Source organism: Vibrio sp. Makdt, assembly GCF_027587015.1.
Lineage (GTDB): Bacteria > Pseudomonadota > Gammaproteobacteria > Enterobacterales > Vibrionaceae > Vibrio > Vibrio chagasii_B.
In genome coordinates, this window is record NZ_JAPPTH010000001.1 from 340,832 (window position 1) to 359,130 (window position 18,299).

The window sequence follows — 18,299 nt, forward strand, 5'->3', positions numbered from 1 at the left end:
ATTATTCAAATCACAAAGTGAGCCGAATAATGGGATATTCAAATCATTGAGGCTGGAGAAGTACCTCTCCAGCCCAGAATGACTATTCACTTTCCGCGAACACATCGCAGCGTGAAGCACAGATGAAGTCATTTTTGTGTAGGCCTTTGATTGAGTGGCTCCACCAAGTGACTGTAACTTTACCCCACTCCAATAAAATAGAAGGATGATGGAACTCTTCTTCTGCCAACTCTGACACCTTATTACTGAATGCCCATGCTTGCTTGTAGTTCTTAAACTTGTATACCTTTTCAAGCTGCGGGATGCCGTCTCTTTCGATGATTTGCCAATCAGACAACTCCAACAATAGCGACTGTTGTTCATCTTTAGTCAGGGCAATCGAATCGATACTACAGGCTTCGCATTTTAGTTCATTCAACATGTGTCGGTTCCTTGGGTTCAAAAAGTGGTGGTAGTAATCCCGCATCAATCGCGAGATCTGCTTGCTGTAACAGGTTTTCTTGACTGATTTGAAATAGCTCAGCCAGATCATTAATCACATAATATTTCGGTTGCATGATGTCGATGCGATAAGGGGTTCTTAGCACCGTTTGTAAATCGAAACGCTCACGAACGGCCATATCTCCTTCCAACGCATAGTTAGTTTCTGCTGGAGAAGAGAGAATTCCGCCGCCGTAGATTTTCAATCTATCGCCCTCTTTTACTAAACCGAACTCGACCGTAAACCAATACAAACGGGCCAGATAAGCACGCTGTTTGGATGTAGCGGCTTGGCCTAGTTTTCCATAATGCTCAGTGAAAGCCGCGAAATCGGCATTAGTGAGCATGGCACAGTGACCGAAAATTTCATGAAAGAAATCAGGTTCTTGTAAGTAATCGAACTCGTCTCGCGTTCTCAGAAATGTCGCCACTGGGAATTTCTTATTGGCGAGCAAATCAAAGAATCGGTCGAAATCGATCAATGCAGGCACAGGCTGAACTTGCCAACCTGTTGTTTCCATTAGCACTTTGTTTATCTCTGGCAGCTGGGGAACTCTGTCTAATGGCAGATCCAGCAAGGTCAGACCGTGCAAATAAGCATCGCATGCGCGGTCATTAATGACGTCCAGTTGCCTTTTCACTAAGTCGTGCCAAATGGCGTCTTCTTCGAGGCTCCACTCAACCCATCCCTCTTGGCTCACGGGCTTAGAATGATATTGAGTCATTACACACCTCCTTTCGAATGTCTCACTTTAAGCCTATCTCCACTCCTTATATCCGCCAATTTGCACGATTTTTCGAAACGGATGATCGTGTAACATTTTATTTACACAATTCCGACAGCCCCTTCTTTTGCTGATCTTTTGACTTTGTAAAACCTAAATACCAGACTGAAATCGTTAACTTTTTGTTAAAGGTAAAGGAATGCACGAGAGCAATAAGCCAATTTGGCAACCCAGTGACCAGCGTATCGCACACGCCAACGTAACCCGATTTATGGATAACCTCGATCAACAGGGCGTATTCGAGCGGAAATTGAAAAACTACACGGATCTTCATCAATGGTCTGTGGAGCAGCCGGAGTCGTTTTGGCAAAACGTATGGCAGTTTTGTGGCGTGGTTGGCTCACAAGGGGATGACGTCAAAACACAAGGTGAGAGCCGCTGGCAGCAGCCTAAATCGAATCGTGATGCCGTTTGGTTTCCGAATGCGCAAGTAAACTATGCCGAGAACTTGTTGCGCTTGGCGCAAACCATGCCTGACGAGCGCGCGATTTGGTTTGAGAATGAGCATGGTGAGCAGCAGAGCTACACATGGAAAGCCCTTTGTGAAGCTGTCTCCAACGTTCAGCAATGGCTTGTTGATAGCGGCGTCGGGCAAGGTGATGTGGTTGCTGCGTATACGCCCTACCTGCCACAAACCGTGATAGCCATGCTCGCGACCACCAGCTTAGGTGCGATTTGGACGTCAACCTCGCCTGATTTTGGCGTTGAGAGTGTGGTTGAGCGGTTTGGCCAAGTGAAACCCAAGGTGCTATTCACCTGCGATGGTTACACCTTCAATGGTAAAACATTTGATATGGCAGACAAGAACAGAGCCATCATTGAGCACCTCAGTGAGCTAAAACAAGTGTGTCAGATCGGCTATTTAAAAAAGAATAATTTTGAGCATGATGTGTCGCTACAAAGCTGGCACAACATCATCAATCATTACCAGCCACAGCCTGTTCGATTTGTACGTATCGGCTTCAATGAGCCGCTGTTTGTGCTCTACTCTTCTGGAACCACAGGTAAGCCAAAGTGCATAGTGCACTCTGTTGGCGGCACCATCATCAACCACTTAAAAGAGCATCAACTGCACAACGATGTCAAACCGAAAGATCGCGTTTTCTACTACACCACATGTGGTTGGATGATGTGGAACTGGCACGTTTCTGCACTTGCCAGCGGTGCTTGCTTGGTGATCTTTGATGGCAGCCCTGTTTACCCGCAGCCTAATGTGCTGTGGGACTTGGCACAGCGCGCCGATGTGTCGCTGTTTGGTACATCTGCCAAGTATCTAGAGGCGATTGAGAAGGCTGAAGTCTCGCCTATCGACAGTCACTCTCTGCCTCATTTGAGAACACTGTGTTCAACTGGGTCAGTGCTTTACCCAGAGCAGTTTGATTTCGTTTACAAACACATCAAGCAAGACCTACATTTAGCATCCATTTCTGGCGGCACGGATATTTGCGGGTGCTTTGTGTTAGGTAACCCTATATCACCAGTGTATCGCGGTGAGTGCCAACAGGCCGGGCTTGGCGTCGACATCAAGGTATTCAATTCAACGGGCCATAAAGTCGATCACGAACGTGGTGAACTGGTCTGTACGAATTCCCTCCCCAACTTCCCTTTTGGCTTCTGGAATGACACCGGAGAGCGCTACCACAGCACTTATTGGGATAGATTCGAAAATGTATGGCACCACGGTGACGAAGTCGCACAAAGCGTGCATGGCGGTTATCTGTTCTACGGGCGAGGTGACACTACGCTCAACCCTGGAGGTGTTCGTATTGGTACTGCTGAGATCTACCAACAAGTGAACACGATTGAGGGCATCATAGATTCCATCGCCGTCGGTAAAGATGTCGACCGCAATGAGCAGATTTGGTTGTTTGTTCAACTGCAGCAAGGTGTGGTTCTCAATGAAACGCTATTGGCCGCCATTAAGCACAAGCTCAAATCCTCTTGTTCACCAAGGCATGTACCAAGCCAAATTTTTACTATCAGCGACGTGCCAAAAACACGCTCAGGAAAACTGGTGGAATTAGCGGTGAAACAGGTAGTAAATGGCAAGGATGTAGAAAACCTCGGAGCAATCGCTAACGCCGAAGTCTTAGAAGAGATAAAACGCGTTGTTTTGCTCTAGCATTGAGCCTTAGAAAGTGGCTAACTATCTCGAATTTTCACTTGGCTGCCAGATCAAACTAGGAGTAAAGGCAGCCGATTGAAACCGATGACTGAATGAAACAAGCAACAGGAGAAGTATTAAGTACTGAACACTTTAAGCAGCCCTTGATAGGCCGATAAAAAACGAATCTAAACGACTATTTAAGCTCGTGAATCCTCGCCTCAGTATGGCCCCCTGCCTTTTCTAAAGCTCTTAATGCGATCTGCTCATCATATTTAAAACAAAAATAGAAAATTAATCATTTTATAGCCTGAGATAATATTCACTAAAGACGAATCATTTATACAAAAAAAGAGTCCACCACTGGGTTGTATTCAAGCTTATGGATATTTAATCGAATTATAATAATTTCCGTTTACACAGGCCCATTTCTAGTGAAATGATAATTTGATAGCTATCACATTTAGAACGGTTATTTTCCCATACTATCTCGGCATGTTAATTACATAAGTGTAATTGAAAACCTAGTCATTTTAATTAATAAGCTTGAATTAAATTATAAATAACAAGCGGTTAATCCCTACGTAAAATAAAATCATTATTAAATGATCGGAGAAATTATCATGCGCATAGTATTAGCTTTAGGCGGTAACGCTCTTTTAGCAAGAGGCCAAGCATTAACGGCTGAGAATCAACGTGAAAATATAATAAAATCAGCGGCGAGTATTGCCGCGATCGCACGCGAGCATGAGATTGTTATCGTTCATGGTAATGGCCCACAAGTAGGTTTGTTGATGGAACAAAACGCGGCTTATAACGAATATTCACCAGAGACGACCCCGTATCCAATGGATGTACTCGGCTCTCAAACCTGTGGCATGGTGGGCTATATGTTACAGCAAGAACTAAGAAACATTGACCCTGAATTAGACGTAGCGACGCTAGTCACGCAAACTGAAGTATGCAAAAAAGACCCTGCGTTTGCTAACCCGACTAAATTTGTTGGCCCTGTATATACAGAGCAACGAGCTAAAGAGTTAATGGCTCAAAGCACAATGCAGTTTAAAGCTGATGGCGAGTACTACCGCCGCGTTGTGCCTTCTCCTATGCCAAAAAACATTGTTGAAATTCAGCAAATTGAAACTCTTCTAGATACAGAAAATCTTGTTATCGCTTGTGGCGGCGGCGGTGTTCCCGTGAGTATTGAGCATGGTAAGAGTACTGGCGTAGAGTGCGTAATTGACAAAGATCTTACGGCTGAATTACTGGCTGAAAAAATCCATGCCGACTTATTTATTATCTTAACCGATGGTTCGATTTTCCGTAACTATGGTAAAGAAGACCAAGCAGAAATGAAGCAAGCAACGCCTGCTGGTTTAACAGAATTTTCATTCCCTGCTGGTTCTATGGGGCCAAAAATTGATGCTGTTTGTAAATTCGTTGAAGCTGGATTGGGTAATGCGGCGATTGGTTCATTATTTGATTTAGATAAGATAATTACCAATGAAGCTGGTACTCTGATTACGAAAGGCGAAGGTGTTGTTTATTATTAATATTATCTAATGATAATCACCAAAAATATAAAACCTTGGGTTAAAGCCTCTTATTTAATAACGAGGCTTTTTTATTAGTTCAATATTAGTGCTAAACGGGATAAATATTCATACACTTACTGCATTTAATATATTTAATTTTGGAAACCGCTTCTTTCAAGAAACGGTTTTGGTAGCGCAATCGGCGAGTATTTGCGTTTACATCAGCGAATCTACATGGACTCGTTCGCATCCGCCTGATTCTCTGGCATCGCATCAATGAACGCGGGTAACTGGTTACACGCTGCTACAATAGAGTTAATTAGTGGATAAGGCGACATATCAACGCCAAAACGCAGTGCATTGTAGACTTGCGGTACTAAGCAAATATCGACGATACAAGGCGAATCTGTGAGGCTATATACCGAGTCGCCATGCGCTTTTCTGCGCTTCGCCAGTTTCTCTTCTAATGCACGGAACCCTTGGCTCATCCAATAGTGAAGCCATTCCATTTTCGCTTCTTGTTCGCACGACAATTCTCGCTCCAAATACTGCAACACGCGCAGGTTATTGAGAGGGTGAATTTCCATCGCAATATCCTGAGCCATCGCCAACGCTTGATAGCGCAGTGGTGATTGCTCAGGGATCAACAAGGTATCTGGGTAGCTCTCACACAAATAGCTTTCGTCTAAGTATTGCAATATCGTCAGCGACTGATTGAGCTTAACTTCACCATCCACCAGCACTGGCACTAATTCACTGGCATTGAGCTCGCGATATTGTGGATCATGCTGCTCGCCGCCGTTACGCACCAAATGCACCGATTTCGACTCATAGCTAAGCTGCTTTAGGTTCAACCCAATACGCACTCGATAGGCTGCCGAAGAGCGCCAATAACCATAGAGTGTGATTTTCTTGTTCATAAAGAGCCCTCGTTCATAACGTGCCTCTCTGTGGTTTTACTCTTGTCATTGTAATTAGCGTGGTCGATATTGACTGACTTTTTGGTCAATCGCGCCAAAGATCGAGTCACCCGCTGCATCGAACATCTCTAGACGAATCGAGTCACCAAACGACATAAATTGAGTCGACGGCTTACCATCACGAATCGTCTCTATCATGCGTACTTCAGCAATGCAGGAGTAGCCCACTCCACCTTCCGAAATTGAGGTGCCGTGGTCAGTGCCTTGCTTGTTCGATACCGTGCCCGAACCTATGATCGCCCCTGCCGACAGTGGTCGAGTTTTCGCAGCATGCACAACCAACTCGGCAAAATTGAAAGTCATATCCACACCGGCATTTGGACAACCAAAAGGTGTGTCGTTGTAGGTTGAAGTCAGTGGCAGGTGCACTTTGCTCCCTTTCCACTGTTCACCCAGCTCATCGGGCGTAACAGCAACCGGAGAGAACGCCGAAGAAGGCTTAGACTGGAAGAAACCAAAGCCCTTAGCGAGCTCAGCCGGAATCAAACCACGCAGCGACACATCATTCACCAACATTAGCAGACGAATCGAATCATGCGCTTGCTTGGCGCTTGCTCCCATTGGCACATCTCCGGTAACAACCGCAACTTCACCCTCGAAATCGATACCCCATTCGTCACTGGAAAATTCAATGTTGTCACGTGGCCCAATAAAGGCATCTGAGCCGCCTTGATACATAAGCGGGTCAACCCAGAAGCTTTCTGGCATTTCAGCACCACGAGCCTTACGCACCAGCTCAACGTGGTTTACATACGCGCTGCCATCTGCCCATTGATAAGCGCGTGGCAGAGGCGATTCACAATATTGAGGCGCAAACACTTCACTGCCCGTCACATGGCCAGTGTTGAGCGAGGTGTATAACTCCTCTAGCAGAGGTGCAACGCTTTCCCAGTTATCCAGAGCGACTTGCATGGTTGGCGCCAGATGCATCGCGTGGAAAATCTCCGTCGCTGGCACACACTGTTTGAGGTCTCTACTCACGACCATCAATAGACCGTCGCGAGTACCATTTTTCTTGGTTGCTAATTTCATCCTTGTTGCCCCTTACTTCTCTTGCCAACTGTAGACATATTCTTTGTTCTCAACGCTATCGAGTTCGTCAGAGAACTGCAGTGCATGGCGGGTATCAATCATCACAGCCACTTCGTCGGTGAACTTTTTCTTATACGCTTGCCCAGCCTTAAAGGCTTTCGGGTGAGGTCCATGAGTGAAGCCCGCAGGGTGGAAAGTCACCATTCCCGCTTCAATATTATCGCGACTGAAGAAGTCTCCAGCGTGATAGAAAAGCACTTCGTCGTAATCATCATTGTTGTGGTAAAACGGCACTTTCAGCGCACCGGGGTCGCTCTCAATCGGGCGCGGCACAAAGGTACACACCACAAAGCCTTCGCCAACAAAGGTCGTGTGTGCAGACGGTGGCAAGTGGTAGCGATGTGACATCAGCGGTCTGATATCGCGCCAGTTCACTTTCACCACAGCCAAGTCACCATGCCAGCCAATCGCGTCTAAAGGATTGAACGGATAAGTGATCACGCTGACTTTGTCGTGGCGTTTTACCTGAACTTGAGTTTGATCTTCTGAATACTGAGCGCGGAATTGATCGTTGATCGATGGTATTTCAAGAACCGCTGGATCAAACACCGCGTGATTGCCGACCATGCCCTTCTCTGGCAAGGAATAAGCCGCGTCGGTGTTCTCAATCATCAAGATGAACATCGGCTCACTTGGCTCCAAGCGCCAATTGGTTGAGCGCGGGATCATCACGTAATCCCCTTCACTCACCTCTAAGTGACCATAGTCGCAATAGAGATCAGCCCTGCCTTGGTGAATGAACAGTAGCTCATCGCCATCGGAGTTACGTACCAAGAAATCCATCTTCTCATCCATACGCCATACACGGATTTTGCAGTCCGCGTTGTGCAAAAGATGAGGCACAGCCCAAGGGGTTATCTGGCTGGCTTTGTCCACCAGCGTAAAATCAAAAGCGCGAGGGCGTAAGTCGCCCTCCCACTCAGACCAACCTGTTGGCGCATGTTGGTGATGGAAGTGAGCGGCAGGGCCGAAGAAACCACTTCGGCCCGCCTCTCGCTCATAGATTGCCTCTTCGGGGAAGTCGGCATGCGCTTGTTTAGAACACACCCCCTCCCGATGAGGAAACGAGATCCATTTATGCATCGTCTAATACTCCTCGACGAATCTGGTCCTCTTCAATCGATTCAAACAGCGCCTTGAAGTTGCCTTCGCCAAAGCCTTCATTGCCTTTACGCTGAATGATTTCAAAGAACACAGGCCCAATAACCGTCTGTGTGAAAATTTGCAGCAAGATGCCGTCTTTAGTTGGTGCGCCATCAATCAGAACACGCAGTTCGCGTAGCAGATCGGTGTCTTCACCATGGCCTTTAACGCGCTCATCGACTTTCTCATAGTAAGTATCTGGAGTTGGCATAAAGTCCATGCCGCGATCACGCAGGGTTTTCACTGTTTTGTAGATGTCATCCGTAGCAAGCGCGATGTGTTGAATGCCTTCACCGTTGTATTCGCGGATGAACTCTTCAATTTGTGATTTATCATCTGAAGACTCATTGATAGGAATGCGGATTTTGCCGCATGGGGAGGTCATTGCGCGGCTCACAAGGCCTGTCAGCTTACCTTCGATATCAAAGTAACGAATCTCGCGAAAGTTACCGATACGCTCATAAAAACCAGACCACAGATCCATATTGCCTTGTTTCACGTTGTGCGTAAGGTGGTCGATCTCGTAGAGGCCTACATCAGCTTTTGCCATGCGCTCTTCCGCATCGTCATAGAATCGGAAATCAACATCATAGATGCTCTGCTTGCCGTAACGGTCTACGAAATAAAGCAAACTTTCACCAATACCGTAAATAGCTGGAATGCTCAGCTCCATTGGCCCGATTTCTGTCTTGTACTCTTCACCACCACCGCTAGACGCCCGCGTCATTGCCGTGGTTGCATCGTTAACACGAAACGCCATGCCACACACCGATGGGCCGTGAACTTTAGCGAACGCTTCAGCTTGGCTGTGTGGCTGTTCATTGACGATAAAGTTGATGTCACCTTGTCGATAAAGCCAAGCCTCTTTTGAACGGTGCTTAGCAATCTCGGCAAAACCAAGTGACACAAACAGCGCTTTAAGTTGCTCAATTCCCTTGTGGTCGACAGCTGTGTATTCAACAAACTCGAATCCATCCGTACCAAGCGGGTTGTATGACTCCACCATGAACTTTCTCCTTGTACCTATCGGTCTTGTGTTACGTTTTTTATGAAATGGTTGTGTGTTTTTTGTCCTTAATTAAATTTGGCTCACAAGCCGACAGATTGGAATGGATGGAGAGAAATGGGCAATCACGCTAAAAACCTGTCAAATTGTAAAATATTTGTTACACACAATCTCTAATAACAAGAAAGTTAGCGCTATCAAGGGATTGAAAGATGGTGGTTTGATTTACAACCAAGCAAGAGATGTTGTTAAGTTGTTACATCTGAGATTTTCAATGGAAAGTACAGACTAGATAATTCCATCAAATCTCATTCACTGGCAAACAAAAAGCCGCTGTAGTCAGCGGCTTGATAAGTTCTAAAACGAAGCTAATTCGAATATAGGATTCACGTTAATCCCAGTTTAAAATCGACCAATTCGGTTGATCGGCTAATGCTTTCAAACGCGGGCATGGATTCACTAGGTACGCAAAATCAGCGTGTTCACACAAAGGTAAGTCGTTGATTGAATCTGTATAAAAGTGAATGTCTGAATAGTTAGTTTCTTGATTGTCTAACCACTCTTTCAAACGGGTAACTTTACCTTCACGATAGCTTGGCACGCCTAATATTTGAGAAGTAAAACGGCCTTGGTTTTCGACCAAATCGATACCGAGTGCATTCTCAATACCAATCTTACGACCCACTGCTTCTACTAAAAAAGTGACGCTCGCCGAGATGATCAACATGTCGATATCATCACGCTCCAGCTGCTCTATCAATGGTTTCGACTGTTTGAACTGCTTAGGTAAAATATGCTGCTCAACACACTCTTCAACCAAGGCGGTAACTTGCTCAGTTGGTATGTCAACCAGTGGCTCCATAGCAAACGCAAGGTAGTCTTCCATGTTCAGCTTACCTTCCGAATACAAGCCCATTAAGCGCTGGTCTTCTTCAATAAAGTTCGATGCTGTAGCAATGCCCTTTTCAACCAAGAATTTATTCCAAAGCATCGCTGCATCAGCGTTGATCAGCGTTTCGTCCATATCGAATACATACAAAGGTTTGAACATCTTAGGCTCTCACAGGTTGAATTTCGTTCAGGTTAAACAGGAGTTCAAGTTGGCTGCCGTTTACCAATAGTCGTTCAGAAGAACGGTTAAGTAGGTCGACCGTTAGCTCGCACTCATCGACATCCACTTGGTAGCGAATCACGTTGCCCAACAGCTGGTGGTTACGAATGGTGCCGGTTTTTGGCGCAGAGATATGTTCGCCATATTGTCGGCCTTGCTCTTTAACGTAGATAGATTCAGGTCGAATCGCCACTTTCCACTCGGTTTCAATATTAAACAGCTGCTTAGCCTTGTTCGCTTGTACCAAGTTGTAGTGTCCCATGAACCCTGCCACAAACTCATTGGCTGGTTGAGTGTAGATCTCTTCAGGTGTTCCCGCTTGCACGATCTCGCCTTTATTCATCAAGAAGATACGGTCAGACATGATCATCGCTTCTTCTTGATCGTGAGTCACGAAGATCGTGGTCAGGTTCATCTCTTTTTGAATGTCTCGGATCTGTTGGCGCAGATGTTTACGAATCTTCGCATCCAGAGCTGAAAGTGGCTCATCGAGCAATAGAATACGCGGCTTGACCACCAAGGCTCTTGCCAAAGCCACACGCTGACGCTGACCGCCCGATAACTGATGCGGGTAGAACTTCTCTTTGCCCGTTAAATCCACCAGCCCAATCACTTTCGCGACTTCGCGCTTTATCTCGTCAGCGGCAAGCTTTTTCATCTTAAGGCCAAACGCAATGTTGCCCTCAACCGTCATATTCGGGAACAACGCATAAGATTGAAACACCATACCGATGCCACGCTCTTGCGGCACTTGGTGAGTGATCTCTTCACCATTCACCCAGATTTCGCCACCATCGACTGGATTTAGGCCTGCTAAGCTACGTAGCAACGTTGATTTACCGCAGCCACTCGGGCCAAGTAGCGTGATGAATTCACCTTTCTCGATGGAGAATTCAATGTCTTCAAATACTGTGTTGTCACCAAAACGCTTGGTGAGGTTTTTCGCATTTACATAGCTCATTATTTGGTTCCCTGGCTGAAACGACTTGCCAACCAAGTCAGTAAGAAAATAAATAGGAAGTACGTCATCACAAGGGCTGACGTGAAGTGACCACTGGTTTGACGCATGTTGTATAGGTAGATTTGCAGTGTCTCGTAACGTGTACCCACCAAGATGTTGGCAAACACAAACTCGCCCAACAGGAACGAGAACGACAAGAACAGCGACGCCATTAAGCCTTTCTTAAGATTTGGCAGAATAATCAACAAGAACGCCTTAGTAGTGCTTGCACCGAGCAGGTGAGCCGCGTCCATCAAGTCGTGCAGGTTGATTGCTTCAAAGCTGTTGGCAATTGCGCGATACATGAATGGCAACGCGATGGTGAAGTAAGTACCAATCAGAATCCATGGTGTACCTATCAGTGAGATTTCGCTATCGGCATACAGCTGAAGTAAGCCCACCGACGACACAACAGGCGGCACAGCAAATGGCAATAAGATGAGGATATTCATGACCTTGTCGAGTTTCGGGAAATAGTAAAACACCACGAAAATCGCAGGCAAAACCAACACCACACTCAGTGACAGCGCCGCCACACAGATAAACAGTGAACGGCCAAAGGCTTGTAAGAAGCGAGGATCCGTCAGCAGATTGATGTACCAATCCAGAGTAAAACCGTCAGGCAGGATTGTCGCGCCCCAACGTGAAGAGATCGAGTAGATGAAGGTCGCTAAGATCGGGAGCATCATGATGCCAACGATCGAATAGACCACGGTTTTATGAAAGTGAGTATTTACAGTATTCATTACTTTCTCTTCCCTGCGTAGCTTTTGCTGATCAGCCATTGGTTAATCACTGTGATGAAGGCCAGCATCGCCATCAGAATCACGGAGATCGCCGCAGCTAGATTAGGTTCTAGGAACAAATCGCCCGATACCAAGCTCGCGATTCGAATCGTAATCACGTTGTAGTTGCCCGAGGTCAGCGCATACACGCTCGCATACGCACCAATCGCATTAGCAATCAAGATGATGAATGTGCCAAATAAGGCCGGAGACAGCACAGGAAGCGCAACTTTGGTCCAGTATTGCCAGGTTTTCGCACCAAGCAGTGCTGAGGCGGCTTGCCAGTCATCACTAAGGGCATCAAACGCTGGATACAGCAACAACACCGCCAGTGGAATCTGGAAGTAGATGTAAATCGCCAGTAAGCCCCACTTGCCGTACAAGTCGAAGTCCCCCAGCAATCCGTACTGCTTGAGCAATAAGGTGATTGCACCGTTAGTGCCTAAGATGATGATGAAGGCGAACGACAAAGGTACGCCAGAGAAGTTGCTGCTCATGTTAGTGAAAGCAATCACCGCATCGCGGATTTTAGAATCAACGCGGCGCAATGAAGAAACGAGCAGAGTCGCAATCGCCAAGCCAACAATGCTCGACCAAATAGACAACCATAAACTGTTGCCAAAGGCCTGCATCATGAAAGCAGAGTCGAATATTTCAGAATAGTTTTCTAAGGAAAGCTCATCGTCGTAGAAGAAGCTGTTGATCAGCACCCAAACCATAGGTGCCAGCTGGAACAGATAGAAAAACAGTGCGAAAGGCGCAAGCCACAAAGCGGGCTTGAAGCGTTTGAACCAAGATTTGGTTTGAGGTTTAAGGGCAGAGCCATCGCTCTGCGTGATTACAGAACTGCTCATAGGGCCAACAATTCCTGAGTGTAAGATTTATCGTGTTCAAGGTTGAGTAGCTGACACACGCTGCCGCAAATATCAGTCTGTTTCACTGAACAGGCTTGGTGTGTGAACTTATCGCCAATCACAAAGAATGGCACTTCACGTTCTTCAGGCAGAATGCCACCGTGCGATAAGTCATTGTTCATGCCGTGGTCACTGGTGATGATCACCTGATAACCATCGTCAACCCATTTCTCAAGGTAGTTCGATAGGTAAATATCCGCGCCACGTGCACTATTGCGGTATTGGCGAGAGTCCAACCCGTGCTTGTGACCCATGTCGTCAATGTTCATTGGGTGGATCAGTAAGAAGTCCGGCTGATGAGTGACACGCAAGTGCTCAGCATCCAAGAACAAGGCTTCATCTGGGTAGTGGTCCCAATGGTAGAAACAACCGTGTTGAATGTTCATGGTTTCGTCGTTGGTAAATCGGTCACGGACAGCGTCAAATGGTGCTCGGTTATACAACTCGCTCACCCAGTGATATGCGGCTGCAGCCGTCACTTTGCCCTGCGATTTAGCCAAGCTAAAGATCGACTCGTGATTCGACAAACGCACGATTTGATTGTTAACGATGCCACTCTCAACGGGGCGGACTCCAGTTAAGATGCACTCATACAACGGACGTGACATGGACGGCAGCTCACACTGCATTGGGTAAAGCGTCGCGCGCAGCTTGTTTTTCTGCGTGCTCATGTTTAGCGAATCGCCTTGTTTTTCATGAAGATCACTCAGTTCTAGAAGACCGTTCAGGTAGCCCATGCAATCACGGGCTACCTGATAATTCAGTCCATCTAGAACAACAAGGATAACCTTATTGCTCATGGTCTATTCTCTGTTGCTTGTTTTGAATATGGATTACTGCTGGTGAATCAAGACGCTTTCTTGCCATTGGCGCGGCAGACGACGTGCTGATTTTTCCCATGCTGAGAAGTCAGTGACGGGATGAACGTTGCTGTATTGCTCGTTCGAGATCAGCTTGTCTTGTACTGATTGAGGTAGCGTCACGTTGCTACGGATTGGGCGCGCGTAACCTTGTGCTAGGTTGATCTGGCCTTGGTCGCTGAAGATGTATTCACGAGCTAGCTTCGCTGCATTCGGGTTCTTTGCGTATTTATTGATGATGGTGGTGTAACCAGAGATCACTGAACCATCTTGTGGAATATTTACAGTAAAGCGCTCACGGTCAATCTTGTCACGGTAGTTCAGTGCATTGAAATCCCACATGATCGCTACTTCCACTTCACCTTTTTCAAGGTTCGCAGTGCTTGGATCGGTGTAAGATAGGCGGCCTTGCTTCGCTAGCTCACCAAAGAATTTAATCGCAGGCTTTAGGTTCGACTCGTCACCGCCGTTAGCAAATGCAGCGGCGAGAATCGCGTTGTTTGCTTGCGCTGCTACGCCTACGTCACCAACAGTAACTTTGTAGTCGCCTTCTAGTAGGTCACTCCAAGATTTTGGTGCATCTTCAACAAGATTGTTGTTTGAGATGAACGAGATAGTGCCTGTGTAAGCCAGAGCCCAGTGACCATCTTTGTCTTTCGCCCAGTCTGGAATATCATTCCAAGTCGTTGGCTTGTATGGCTGAGTCACGTCTTTCTTCACCGCAACACGTGCAAAGGCGAAACCAACGTCACCGATATCTGCGGTTGCGTTTCTTTTCTCTGCTTCAAATTTCGAGATCTCTTGTGCCGAGCTCATGTCTGTATCCTGATGCTTCAAACCGTAGTTTGCTTTCAGATCAGCCCATGTGCCTTTCCAGTTTGCCCAACTGTCTGGCATACCCACACTGTAAACCGCACCCTCTTTTTGAGCGGCTTCAATCAGTGACTCAAGATCAGCATCCTTCGCCATCGCTGGCATTGAAAGTGTTGCCGTTATTAGCGTTGCGCCGATTAATTTTGCAGGTGAACCAATCAGTTTGGCTGGCGATACATTTGAACGGCTAAGCAAAGTTTTCATTGTCTCTATCCCTCTGGACTAGGTCAGTAAGTTCGTTTTGTATGCTATCGCCAGAGTGTGACGCTTTCGCGCAACTTATTTGACAGTTAGAGTGCATTTTCGTGGCAGTTATATTTCACTCGTATGACAGTAAGCCTTTGTTTACTGTCACATTCCTGTTAACTCCATGGTTTACCTTATTGAGCACACGAACTTATGGACTAGATCAGTAATGAGAACATTGGCAACAGCTCAATCAGGGACACAGCTAGGTAGAATTAAGGCGAGCATCAGAGAACAACTTCAATCAGGTATCTTCACCGAGGGACAAAAACTGCCATCCGAACGAGAGCTCAGCGAACTGTTTTCCACCACACGAATCACGCTCAAAGATGCATTGGTGTCGTTAGAAACTGAAGGTCTGATATACCGAGAGGAGCGCCGAGGCTGGTATGTGTCACCCGAACGTATTCGCTACAACCCATTGTCTCGCTCTCACTTTCATCAAATGATTCGCGAACAAGATCGCATTGCAGAAACACGACTGTTAAGCACTCGCACAGAGATGGCGGCAGGCGATTACGCCAAAGCATTAGAGATAGAGGAGATAACGCCAATACATGTGATTGAGCGATTACGCTTTATTGATGGCCGAGCGGTACTGTTCGTCGAAAACGTATTAAAAGCGCCCCTATTTGAAAAGATATTGTCGGAAAACCTCACCATGTCACTAACAGGTATTTATAGAGAGAAGTATGGCTATGAGACCAAACGTTCGCGCTTTGATGTCATTCCCACTTCAGCCCCAGCCTATGTCGCTAAGGCGTTAAACTTAGCTGAGGGCCAGCCAGTGTTAAAGATCTGCCGAGTGAACTACAAACAAGATGGTGAGTTGATGGACTGCGAACTAGAATACTGGCGACCAGACTCAGTAGTGATCCACATCGATAGCATTGGCTAGTGCCGCATCCGTTAAAAGGGTCACCCTACATATACAAAAACTCCGACGGATTAGGTCGGAGTTTTGGGTTCTAACGATGAGATTTTATGGCGCGCGGACTAAACAATCTTCTGCTCACTTTCGCCTGTTAGTTCGCTCTTATCAGACAAAAAACTCGCGACAATCTCTCTCAATTTACCTTGGTTCACGGGTTTAGGTAAAAACTCATCCATACCCACGTCAAAACATAAATGCTTATCTCTCTGCACCACGTTGGCTGTCAGAGCCACGATAGGAATATGTTTCGACGTCCCTTCCTCGAGCGCTCTAATTTGTTTCGTCGCTTCAAAACCATCAAGAACTGGCATCTGACAATCCATGAAGATCATCTGATACTCATTATGCTTAAACTTATCGACTCCGACTTTACCGTTGTCAGCAATGTCCACCTCAAAACCAAGCTTTTTGAGCATCATCTTGGCAACTTGCTGGTTCACTCTGGAGTCTTCTACCACCAAAACTTTACCGCCAAATAACGCGGTTTCAGGCTTAGACTCTTCAGCCTTGACGCTCTCTTTCGCCACCACCGCTGGTTTAGTGGTTGGTACAGGCTCATTGTCCTTAAACGCCACCTCCCCTCGATTTGGATAGGTAAAGGTCTCGGTTTCAGCTGTTCTCGCTAACACCTCACTGATGGTCCATTTAAGCTGGTTATCTTGATACGGGCGAGCAATGTAGGCAATAAAACCCACTTGCTTAGCATGCATTTCGTCTTGCTTTCGAGGGTCAGCAGAGATCATAACAAGCTTAGGGCAGGCTTTGCCGAGCCGCTCGATCAGGTTTCTTGCAAGCTGGAACCCGTCGATAGAAGGCATCACTTTGTCAATCAACACTATGTCGTAAGGTGAAGCGTTTTCGACAGACTCTGAAACGAGCTCTAACGCTTGGGTTGCGGTTTCACAGCATGTAGAGGACACACCAAACGATTGTAGCTGTGTCGATGTAATACGCATGTTCAGTTGGCTATCATCCACTAGCAACACCGATACCTTATTGAAATCGATATTGCTCTCGTCGATCTCCAAACACGGATCAAAGTCAGCTACAAAGTAAAACGTACTGCCCTTGCCTTCAATACTGGTTAGCTCAAGCTTGCTGCCCATTAAGGTCACAATCTTATCGCATATGGTCAAGCCCAACCCTGTACCACCGTAATTGCGCGTGGTGCTGCCATCAGCCTGCTGAAACTTATCAAATACCGATTTTTGTTTGTCTTCTGCGATACCAATACCGCTGTCAGCAACTTCAAATCGAACTCTCAACTTTTGCTCAGGCTCGATCACTTGCTCTAAACGAAGAGAAAGCGTCACATGACCTCGCTCGGTAAATTTAATAGCATTACCCACTAAGTTATTTAGGACTTGTCTTAATTGAGTACCGTCACCAATCACCATGGTTGGGATCTTAGGATCTATCGCTAGTTGGAATCGAAGCCCTTTTTGCTCAGCTTTCACTCTGAACGTCGACTCAACATCAGCCGCAATGCCCATCATTTTCATCGGTTCTTGTTGAAGCTCTAAACGTCCCGCTTCAATTTTCGAATAATCCAAGATGTCGTTAATAAGGTCCAGAAGAGTTAACGAAGAGGTATTGAGCATGTTGACGTACTCTTTTTGCTCTTTCGGCATATCCATTTCTGAAAGCAGAGACGAAAGTCCGATAATTCCATTCATTGGAGTGCGGATTTCGTGGCTCATGTTAGCCAAAAATTCACTCTTGTTGCGGTTAGCAACTTCAGCCGTCTCTTTGGCTTTAATCAACTCTTGATACTGTTGACGAATGCGTTCAATTGATTGGTTGTAGCTGTTTTCCAACGTCGATATTTCATCTTTATAAGTAGAGTCGGTTGGCGTTAAAAAACGTGGTTTATTGTCTTCAACTTGCTGCTCGTTTATCTGAGAGGACATGGTCATTAAGCGTTTGACAACCAAGCGATAAACAATGGCCAAAGAGACCAATGACAGCAAAAAGATTTTCACGGCTTCAAAAGCGAGTAGCAACAGTACTCGTTCTTCGAAGTCATTGAGGATCATACTTAAATCGGATTGCACCGTGAGGGTGGCCAGTGGGAAGTCTTTGCCCCCCATCTGATACACCATTTCCCATGACTGAGAATATGACTGCCCTGTCGTTGGGCTGCCAAGCTCTAAGATTTTTTCATCAGGGCTTTCGATAAGGAGGTAACTGACAGAAGGAAGGCGGGAGATGCCCTCTGCTTGCACAAACAACTGAGCACGATCTTCAACCCATAAACTTGACGTCAAACCAGAAAGGTAGCCTGCTTTAACCTGTTCGATCTGAGAACTAATAAAAGAAACTCGATTTTGGTACTCCACATACAGCCCCAGACCTGTCACTATAACTGTGAATAAGGTACTGATAGCAATGATGGCCCCGATCAACTGTCGAGAGAGTCCAATATAGCGTTTTCCTTTTTTCACCATATAA

At 46.3% G+C, this 18,299-nt stretch carries 17 protein-coding genes; 4 read left to right on the forward strand and 13 right to left on the reverse strand.

Translation table 11 applies throughout. The annotated features are described in order from the left end of the window. Nucleotides 1-82: 82 nt before the first annotated feature. Both OH460_RS01500 and phhA read right to left on the reverse strand, forming a co-directional pair. On the reverse strand, nt 83-421 hold the full coding sequence (locus tag OH460_RS01500; protein ID WP_269994409.1) for a 4a-hydroxytetrahydrobiopterin dehydratase: 339 nt from the start codon (nt 419-421) through the stop codon (nt 83-85). After that, nucleotides 411-1,205 (reverse strand): phenylalanine 4-monooxygenase, encoded by a 795-nt coding sequence (gene phhA, locus OH460_RS01505; RefSeq protein WP_269994411.1) that lies wholly within the window; start codon nt 1,203-1,205, stop codon nt 411-413. The genes OH460_RS01500 and phhA overlap by 11 nt, the downstream gene beginning before the upstream one ends. A 199-nt stretch (nt 1,206-1,404) precedes the next feature. Between phhA and OH460_RS01510 the strand changes: the two genes are divergently transcribed. Next, a complete protein-coding gene (locus OH460_RS01510) occupies nt 1,405-3,387 on the forward strand; it encodes an acetoacetate--CoA ligase (RefSeq protein ID WP_269994413.1) in 1,983 nt (660 codons plus the stop codon). A gap of 605 nt (nt 3,388-3,992) precedes the next feature. Beyond that, a complete protein-coding gene (locus tag OH460_RS01515) occupies nt 3,993-4,922 on the forward strand; it encodes a carbamate kinase (protein WP_269994415.1) in 930 nt (309 codons plus the stop codon). Between the two features lie 212 nt (nt 4,923-5,134). Here the strand turns inward: OH460_RS01515 and maiA are convergent, their stop codons facing one another. The 4 genes from maiA to hppD are packed head-to-tail and all read right to left on the reverse strand — an operon-like array spanning nt 5,135 to nt 9,125. Continuing rightward, nucleotides 5,135-5,824: a maleylacetoacetate isomerase gene (gene maiA, locus OH460_RS01520; RefSeq protein ID WP_269994417.1), complete on the reverse strand. Its 690-nt coding sequence runs from the start codon at nt 5,822-5,824 to the stop codon at nt 5,135-5,137. Between the two features lie 54 nt (nt 5,825-5,878). Further along, the gene (locus OH460_RS01525; protein WP_269994419.1) at nt 5,879-6,916 is read right to left on the reverse strand and encodes a fumarylacetoacetate hydrolase family protein; all 1,038 of its coding nucleotides are present in this window, start codon (nt 6,914-6,916) and stop codon (nt 5,879-5,881) included. A 12-nt stretch (nt 6,917-6,928) separates the two neighbouring features. Continuing rightward, nucleotides 6,929-8,059: a homogentisate 1,2-dioxygenase gene (locus OH460_RS01530; RefSeq protein WP_269994421.1), complete on the reverse strand. Its 1,131-nt coding sequence runs from the start codon at nt 8,057-8,059 to the stop codon at nt 6,929-6,931. After that, complete coding sequence (hppD, locus tag OH460_RS01535; protein ID WP_269994423.1) at nt 8,052-9,125, reverse strand: 4-hydroxyphenylpyruvate dioxygenase; 1,074 nt, start codon at nt 9,123-9,125, stop codon at nt 8,052-8,054. The genes OH460_RS01530 and hppD overlap by 8 nt, the downstream gene beginning before the upstream one ends. A 103-nt stretch (nt 9,126-9,228) precedes the next feature. Between hppD and OH460_RS01540 the strand changes: the two genes are divergently transcribed. Further along, nucleotides 9,229-9,417, forward strand: a complete 189-nt coding sequence (locus tag OH460_RS01540) for a hypothetical protein (protein WP_269994425.1) — start codon at nt 9,229-9,231, stop codon at nt 9,415-9,417. Nucleotides 9,418-9,516: 99 nt separating this feature from the next. On the opposite strand, the gene OH460_RS01545 is transcribed toward OH460_RS01540, so the two are convergent. From OH460_RS01545 to OH460_RS01570, 6 genes are read right to left on the reverse strand one after another with little or no spacing between them, the layout of a single operon-like run. Further along, nucleotides 9,517-10,176, reverse strand: a complete 660-nt coding sequence (locus OH460_RS01545; protein WP_269994427.1) for an HAD family hydrolase — start codon at nt 10,174-10,176, stop codon at nt 9,517-9,519. Nucleotide 10,177: 1 nt separating this feature from the next. Beyond that, nucleotides 10,178-11,197 carry an ABC transporter ATP-binding protein gene (locus tag OH460_RS01550; RefSeq protein ID WP_269994429.1) on the reverse strand — a complete coding sequence of 340 codons (1,020 nt, stop codon included), beginning with the start codon at nt 11,195-11,197 and terminating at the stop codon, nt 10,178-10,180. Further along, nucleotides 11,197-11,982 carry an ABC transporter permease gene (locus OH460_RS01555; RefSeq protein ID WP_269994431.1) on the reverse strand — a complete coding sequence of 262 codons (786 nt, stop codon included), beginning with the start codon at nt 11,980-11,982 and terminating at the stop codon, nt 11,197-11,199. Before OH460_RS01555 ends, OH460_RS01550 begins: the two co-directional genes overlap by 1 nt. Continuing rightward, nucleotides 11,982-12,875, reverse strand: a complete 894-nt coding sequence (locus OH460_RS01560) for an ABC transporter permease (RefSeq protein WP_061033993.1) — start codon at nt 12,873-12,875, stop codon at nt 11,982-11,984. The genes OH460_RS01555 and OH460_RS01560 overlap by 1 nt, the downstream gene beginning before the upstream one ends. Continuing rightward, on the reverse strand, nt 12,872-13,735 hold the full coding sequence (locus tag OH460_RS01565; protein ID WP_061033992.1) for an alkaline phosphatase family protein: 864 nt from the start codon (nt 13,733-13,735) through the stop codon (nt 12,872-12,874). Before OH460_RS01565 ends, OH460_RS01560 begins: the two co-directional genes overlap by 4 nt. A 33-nt stretch (nt 13,736-13,768) precedes the next feature. Continuing rightward, complete coding sequence (locus OH460_RS01570) at nt 13,769-14,872, reverse strand: ABC transporter substrate-binding protein (RefSeq protein ID WP_269994436.1); 1,104 nt, start codon at nt 14,870-14,872, stop codon at nt 13,769-13,771. A gap of 211 nt (nt 14,873-15,083) precedes the next feature. Here OH460_RS01570 and OH460_RS01575 point away from each other — a divergent pair, with 211 nt between their 5' ends. Continuing rightward, nucleotides 15,084-15,812 (forward strand): UTRA domain-containing protein, encoded by a 729-nt coding sequence (locus tag OH460_RS01575; RefSeq protein ID WP_269994438.1) that lies wholly within the window; start codon nt 15,084-15,086, stop codon nt 15,810-15,812. Between the two features lie 98 nt (nt 15,813-15,910). Here the strand turns inward: OH460_RS01575 and OH460_RS01580 are convergent, their stop codons facing one another. Continuing rightward, on the reverse strand, nt 15,911-18,295 hold the full coding sequence (locus tag OH460_RS01580) for a response regulator (protein ID WP_269994440.1): 2,385 nt from the start codon (nt 18,293-18,295) through the stop codon (nt 15,911-15,913). Nucleotides 18,296-18,299 lie beyond the last annotated feature (4 nt).